The organism is Dorea amylophila (assembly GCF_025567265.1).
In the GTDB taxonomy this organism is placed as follows: domain Bacteria; phylum Bacillota; class Clostridia; order Lachnospirales; family Lachnospiraceae; genus Dorea_A; species Dorea_A amylophila.
On record NZ_JAOQJW010000009.1, the window covers coordinates 122188 to 129942 of the forward strand.

The 7755-nt window shown below is 37.4% G+C and carries 6 protein-coding genes; all 6 read right to left on the reverse strand.

The annotated features are described in order from the left end of the window. Window positions 1-113: 113 nt before the first annotated feature. Entirely contained in the window at window positions 114-1145 is a 1032-nt protein-coding gene (locus tag OCV72_RS07505; protein WP_025577427.1) for a sensor histidine kinase, read from the reverse strand. Further along, on the reverse strand, window positions 1142-1831 hold the full coding sequence (locus tag OCV72_RS07510; protein WP_055057154.1) for a response regulator transcription factor: 690 nt from the start codon (window positions 1829-1831) through the stop codon (window positions 1142-1144). Before OCV72_RS07510 ends, OCV72_RS07505 begins: the two co-directional genes overlap by 4 nt. Window positions 1832-2036: 205 nt before the next feature. Then, on the reverse strand, window positions 2037-4418 hold the full coding sequence (locus tag OCV72_RS07515; protein ID WP_055057151.1) for an ABC transporter permease: 2382 nt from the start codon (window positions 4416-4418) through the stop codon (window positions 2037-2039). A 163-nt stretch (window positions 4419-4581) separates the two neighbouring features. Next, window positions 4582-6612 (reverse strand): ABC transporter permease, encoded by a 2031-nt coding sequence (locus OCV72_RS07520; protein WP_055057150.1) that lies wholly within the window; start codon window positions 6610-6612, stop codon window positions 4582-4584. A 12-nt stretch (window positions 6613-6624) separates the two neighbouring features. Beyond that, window positions 6625-7290, reverse strand: a complete 666-nt coding sequence (locus OCV72_RS07525) for an ABC transporter ATP-binding protein (protein WP_055057149.1) — start codon at window positions 7288-7290, stop codon at window positions 6625-6627. Between the two features lie 208 nt (window positions 7291-7498). Then, the coding region (locus tag OCV72_RS07530) for a hypothetical protein (RefSeq protein ID WP_055057148.1) at window positions 7499-7755 on the reverse strand (257 nt) is incomplete at its 5' end.

The following is a 7755-nucleotide window of genomic DNA, read 5'->3' on the forward strand; positions in this document are numbered from 1 at the left end:
CTTTGTTTGATGAGTATATGGTAAAGGTCAAATGTTGCAGAAATGTCCTAAAATTCTTTTTTTCTAAAATATTTTTCAAAAAAGGCAGTCTGAGTAAACAGACCGCCGCTTCATTATCTTTGAGGAAGAAATATAGAGAAAGTTGAGCCTTTTCTCACCTCTGATTCAACTGTAATATAGCCACCTTGCATAGTGATAATCTCACGTGCAAGGTATAATCCTATTCCAATCCCATCCACATCATGTACAGCTTCTTCCCGATAAAATCGTTTGAAAATTGTTGCCTGGACACTTTCCGGAATGCCTCTTCCCGTATCCGTTACGGCAATTTCCAAATACATCTCCCAGTCCTGTACTGTTACGTGAATGTCACCGCCTTCCGGAGTATATTTTACTGCATTGTCTAAAAGATTAAACAATGCTTCTGAGGTCCAGCGGCTGTCATGTGCAACCGTTAAATTTTCAGGACAATTTACGGATAAATGAAGATGCTTTCTTTCCATAGGAGCAAGAACCCCATTTATCGCATCTACAAGTGTATCCGCAATGGCTGTTTCTTTCTTTTCCAAGGTAATCACACCAGTTTCCAATCGTGATGTTTTCACCATTCCCTGAATCAAAAAGTCCAATTTATCTAACTGACTGGCAGTAGCATGTAAAAATTCCTTACGTGTCTCATCAGTAATTCTTCTGGTCAACATCGTGTCATTGAGCATTTTTAGATTTGCTATCGGTGTTTTGGTCTGATGCGAAATATCAGATACCAAAGACTGTAATTCTGCTTTTTCTTCTTCTACTTTATGCCGGGTTTCCTGCATTACATGATACAATCTTTCCAGACGATGGCTGATGCGTGCTAACAGTGTTTCTGCTTCATAATTTATTTGCGGACGAACGGTACTGTCCATCATTTCATCTAATGTTCGGCATAGTCCATCTGTAAATACCGATAGTTTCTTCTGGAAATAATGCAAAAAGACTGCACCCCATAGAAACAGAAGGATCATCACGCTGAAACCACCAAGTATCATCCTTATATCTTTTGTGAAGGCATAAAGGATGAACAACAAAAGAATCGATGTCATCGAAGCACCTCCAACGATCAGCCGCAGAAAAGCTCTAGTGGATAAATTCTGTAATTTCATCGTGATTCACCGCCTATCCATTGATACCCCATTCCATAAGCAGTTTTAATATATTTTCGCTCATCTGTTTCAATCTTTTTGCGAATCCGGCTGATGATGGTAGTAAGCGTATGCTCATCTACAAAATCCCCATCAATATCCCACAGTTTCTCAATCAGTTGCCGCTTTGTTAATATAATGTGCGGATTTTTTACAAATAAAAATAAGGTACGGTATTCTTTTGGTGTAAAATCTATCACTTTTCCTTCCAAAACCGCACTCTGCTCGGAAAAGTCAATTTTCAAAACTTCATCCTCAAATACATCATGCTTTGGTGTCCGCAATTCCATATTTGCAAAAACAGCGGCTACCTTTTTGCAGAGAACCATCACTGAAAATGGTTTTGTAATATAATCTGTACATCCAGCTTCATAGCCTTTCAGCATATCGCCTTCTTTATCATTTGCGGTGATAAACATAATATAAGTATGCTGCCCTCTTCCTCTGATCTCATCACATAAATGCAGACCGTTCCCATCCGGCAGATTAATATCCAACAGAGCAATATCAAATTCACTCTTTTTCAATCGTTCTACTGCATCCTGAAAACTGTATGCAGAGGTTACTTCATAACCATCTGCAGTAAGATTATAAGCCAGCGTTTTATTTAATACTTTGTCATCTTCTACAATTAAAATCTTCCTCAATCCAGATTCTTCCTTTCCCATCTTCTAAACTTATCGCTATTTTAAACCTCAAATGTTACAGAAATGTCCTAAATACCGTTTTTCTGATGTTCATCCTTCCAAAACATAGATTGATTATATCCTATTTTCTTTCAGAAAAAAATGTTTTCCATAAAAAATGCTTTTGCCGAAATATTCTACACTTTTCAGCAAAAGCACTGTTCTCTTATTCCATTGACCGCATTTGTTCAATCAGGGATTGTTTTTTCTGCCTGCGGATTGTCCAAACGGATAAAATAAGCTCTACTGTCACAAGTACTACTACATATACTCCCATCTGCAACCATGGAAATTCGTAAGGAAGGATTCGTCCAGCGTAAGCACTGATACTGAATTTTCTCCATACCAGAAGCGTAATTGGCAGTCCAATGGCAAGCATAAGCAAAATACTGCTAATCACATATCCCATTCCTTCCCATACTGTCATTTGCGCTAATTGTTTCGGCGCTAACCCAATCGAACGCAGCACGCTATTTTCCTGTCTGCGCGAATATTGATTGGAAAGTGTGGTGTTGATAAGGTTGATCACACCAAACAAAAAGATAAACCATGAAATCACCTGCATTATGCCATATGCTACATTCATATACCCAAAACTATCTACTCGATCCTCAAAGGTATCTAAGCCAATATCGGTATGCGAAACAACAAGATTCTCCAAAGCCTTTCCCACTTTTTCGGATTTCTCCGGATTGCAGACAATGTCCCAGGAGTAATCAAAATTAGTTACATCTGGTATTAATTTCTGAAACAGTTCTTCCGACAAAAACATCATTGGTCCATCCACTCCGATTGGACCATGTCCACTGGCAAAAATAGTTTTTTCCAAATCATAAAAACCTGATATGGTTACAGGAATTGTTTTCTCTCCCAATGAAAGTTCTATGGTTTCACCCAATTTTTCCTTCCCATCAAAACCACGATAATCGTATGGCAATAAAATGCCATTGTTATCAGGCATACTTCCCTCTACAACAGTTTGTGCCACAAGTTTCCTATTTTTCTTGGTAATCATATCGCAAACACCACGCGTAGTAATTTCATGGGAAGTGGCTTCAAAACCTGCTGATTTCCTTGTGACCAGAATCTCTTCCACTCCATCAATATCCAGGATTTCCTGTTTCAATTCTTCATTCAATGGATTTCCCTGTTTGAGAAGATCAATATGTTCCTTATCCGAATCCATATAAATCTTGTAATCCCCATTTTTAAAATACTGTCTTGCCAGTTTTTCCGGCGATTGCAGAATCAGCAAAGAACTAACAGCCAAAAGCAGAATCCCGCCCAAACTTAAAGAAAACACAATACTGGCTGTTTTCTTCCAATCCCTGCGAAAGTTCAGCATTCCGAGAGAACAAGGGCTAATCTTTTTTCTCTTCTCCCGATTCTTTATCTTCTTTTGAAGAGAAGTAAAACGAACTGCTTCAACTGGTGAGATATTTGCGGCTAATTTCACAGGTTTTCGGATAGACAGACAAATCATGATCCAGCAGATCAATACTGTACATCCCATCACGAAAAGATATCCTGAAAGAGAAAAACCTTTGGGAAATAACAAAAGTGTCACTCCTAAACCAAGTAAAATCCCGATAGACATACCCTTCCATCCTAAAGAGTGTCCCTCTTTTTTTACAATACGCATAATCTGCTTTTTGCTAGCACCAACAGTTCGGAGCTGACCATAACTTTTTATTTTATCAATAATGGAAATACGGAAAATACTTTGAATTACAACGCAGCCACCTACCAAAACGATACCGGCAAAAGCCATAAGTAGCAAAACATTCTCCATGGAAATGTCTCCGTCAATATAACGGAAGTACGCATCATGAAATCCAACTCCAGGTATCTGCAACTCCTCTTTGATCTTCTGAACGTCAGCTTTAATAAGTTCTCCGTCTAACTGATCTATATGATTCAGATGTACATAGGCAAAGTATCCGTCAGGTTCATACTTCGTACACTGCTTTAGCATTTCTTTGGAGATCAGAAAAGAGTACATATTTTGTTTTTCTTGCCCTGTTGTATCTAAGATGCCTGAAATAGTATATTCACCTGAAAAACTTTCCGTATCCAATGTAACTGGATCACCGATATGACAGTCAGGGAAGAATTTTGAAAGCCATTCTTTACTTACCACAATCTCATTTTTCTCTTTCGGTAAGTCTCCATCTGCCAAATTCATTTGGGAACGTGCCATATACAGAGTTTCTTTATCCGTATAAGCAAAGAATCCTTTAAATCCCTGTGTAGAAACTTCTTCCCCGTACATATAGTATTCTCCCACACGTGCAAATTCCGGCACTTCTCTTAACTCTTCTATATGCACTTCATCTACCTGTACATAAGTTGCTTCATAAGTATCTATCACTTTCTTCTTTTCTGTTTGCATCAGTGAAACTCCAGCCAAACCGGAAAGACTGATTAAAAAAGCAGCTAAAACTACTGATATTATTACCATGACATTTCTTCGTTTTTCGCTTTTTAAATTTCTCTTCGCCAGATTCTTGATAATTCCGTTTGTATTATTTTCAAAAGGCCAAGTCATAGCCTGCCACCTCCTTATTCTGTTATCTTAATTCGCTCTACCAAAGATTGTTTCCGCATATAACGGATGGCATATATTGAGTAAAGTACCTGCACGAACATGAGTAGTACAGCAAAAAATGCTACAACGTTCGGACATTTTTATATTAGTCGGGTCTACTTCCTTAGTCTATAATCCGTAATCTCTCAACCAACGGAGTTTTTTGTAAACTGTAAAAAGCTGAAATAGTAATCGTCAAAATAATCAGAACTACCACAATGCAATATACAGTAAACAATGCTAATGGAAATGTATATGACAAATAGAAAACCCCTGCACTTATCAAGCCTTTTATCAATATCTGCCCTAAAATAATTCCCAATATCAGAGTAAGTATCAAACTCCCTACAGCCAATACACAACTTTCGCATAATGCCATTTTTTCTGTTTGTTTCCAAGTCATACCGATGGATTGAAACATAGCGTATTCCCGCTTTTTTGTTGCTATATTTGTAATAATTGTACTTGCGAAAGTAATGATACTAAAAAGTAGCAAGAATAGTGTTACGCCTATGATAGATATTCCTACCTGCCTTATAGTAGCTTCTTTTGAAGCAATTGCTTCTCGCATAGTCGTCAGCGTTAATCCATCTGACATATCCACTAATTTCTCTAAAGATATTGTGGTGTGTTCCAATTCGGTATCATTTGCCTTTACAATCAACCTAATAGAAACATTAAAAGAAACCGAATTTTCTGCTATCAATTCAGTGGGCATTAAAAACCAACCTCCATAAATTGCTGTATTTGAATACAGATCACCATCTAATACGCCTCCCACCGTATAAGTTTTTTGGGTGCCATCCCCAAATGTAAATTCTACTGTATCGCCTTTAGAAATACCTTCTACACCATTTACAGCAACGATCTGGTTAGATTGAACAAGCTGTTGATAATTCAAATCGCCTGATTCGCTGAATTGCTGAATAGAGGCAAAATCATTATCGGTAATAATAGAAAGTTGATCTTTGCCTGTGCTATTTTTCCCTGCCCAACTAATATCTGTTTCAACAACTTGCTTTATATTGCTAATGTTTGGAAGCTCCATTATCTTTTGTTTGAAGTTTTCAATTTCCGAAACTTTCTCACTGTATTTACCAGTAGTATCAATCACAAATTGTCCATACTGGTAGACATCTTTTTTTACAATAGATTCAGGATCAATGGAAGCGGTATATGTTGCAGCTAAGACAAATAAAAGCCCGCTTAGGCCCAAAGAAAGCACAGAAATTAAAATGCTTTTCCAGTGTGATGTTATGCTTATGATTGCCAGCCCCAAAGAAGATAATTTTCGTTTTTCTTTGTTAGTAACCTTACAATCAAAGCGTTCCATCATATATTTGCTGGAAAGGATCGGGGAAATGCTGAGGGCTATTTTTGTAGGTCTATTTAACGATACTTTTACAACGAAATTGATGATAACACTAATGATTATCCCCCAGACTACCGCAGCGATCCAATCCCAACCATCAGGTTGCAACAAATATCCAGCAAGGTCACCAATTAATAGACCAATCGGAACCCCAATTCTACATAAAAATTTTCTTTCGTAGCGGATGATTTTCTTTGTTTGCTGCTGTGTCATTCCGACAGTACGAAGCTGCCCAAATTGCCGCACCTGATTTACAACAGACAAATAGAAAACATTGTAAATTACTAAAGCACTCACAATTATAATGAAGATTGCCACACCCATAAGAACCATGTTTTTCTGATTTAATAGTCCTCCGTTGGGCAAACTATCCATGAATAAGTCGTTTCTTGTTACATGATGAATATCATATTTTGAAGATATATTATCGACCGCAGAAGAAAAACCATATTGCGTCATTTTTGTGGCATCAACAATGGTAATTGAAGCATCATATCCATTTTCTGTTTCAGTTACTTTGATGGATTCGATATTTTCCTCTGAATACAACAACTCAATTTGCTGCTGGGAAAGATCATAAAAAACAACTTGTGGCTGCCCTTCTGCCATTCTATCTTTTGTAGTTTCATATCCGCTTTCAAACATAACCAACATCATGAGTAGTGCTGTTGCAAAGACTATCGTAGTAAGCGAGAAAACCTTTTTAACTCGGTTTTTATCTATGTCATTTTTAGCAATTTTTTCCGTAATAGCGTTGGTGTTATTTTCAAAAGGCCATGTCATATGATTGCCTCCCTAACTTACAATCTTTCCATCCTCAATCCGAACAATCCGATCCGCAAGTCGGGCAATCTCATTGTTATGTGTAATCATTACCACTGTCTGGTGAAACTCATAACTGGTTCGTTTGATCAATCCCATAACATCTGCACTGGTTTTCGAGTCGAGGTTCCCTGTAGGTTCATCGGCAAGCACAATCGCAGGCTTTGCAACTAAAGCCCTTGCAATCGCAACTCTCTGCTGCTGTCCTCCTGAGAGGTTATTCGGCATATTCTTTAGTTTATCTTCCAGAGCCAGCATATGAACCACCTCGTCCATAAATCCCTGATCTACCGTATCTCCATCCAGTTCTACCGGAAGGACAATATTCTCATAAACATTCAAAATCGGAACCAGATTATAATTTTGGAAAATGAAACCAATATTTCTTCTCCTGAAAATCGTCAGTTCTTCATCGTTTTTCTTTGCCAGTTCTTCTCCCCGTACAATAACTCTTCCGCTGGTAGGCGTGTCCAGACCTCCCATCATATGAAGCATCGTGGATTTTCCGGAACCTGAAGTGCCTACTACCGCTACAAATTCACCTTCTTCCACTGAAAAATTCACACCATCCAGTGCCTTTGTAATATTCGGTTCTGTACCATAATATTTTTTTAAATCGATTGTCTGTAAAATACTCATATTCTATAAGCTCCTTTCTGCCTTTCTTTATGATGACTCTATTATAAAATACAAATGTCACAGAAATGTCCGAGAAAAGAACAAAATTCAAGGAATTTCAGCCTGAATTGTTACAAATCTCGGACATTTCAAAAAAATTACAAAAGATACCAAATATGATATTTTGCTGTTCTTGATTTTATCTGTGACTAAAATTCTATTTAATACATCACAGCAAACTGCCTTTCAATCCCTTCTTGAAAACCAAGATAACTTTTTCAGCTCCCCAAAATGACATAGTTACAAGTTTGTAGCTTTGTTTTTCCATTTCTATAAGTTTAGCATTTATTTTTTCAGTTACATTTTCAGTAGTAATATTTTCTATTAATACGGTTTGATACATCATTATATCCATTCCTTTCGCTTCGCTCAGGCACAAAACGCAATGAAAATGTTTCCCTGAGCTTATTTTTTCTTTATAATTCT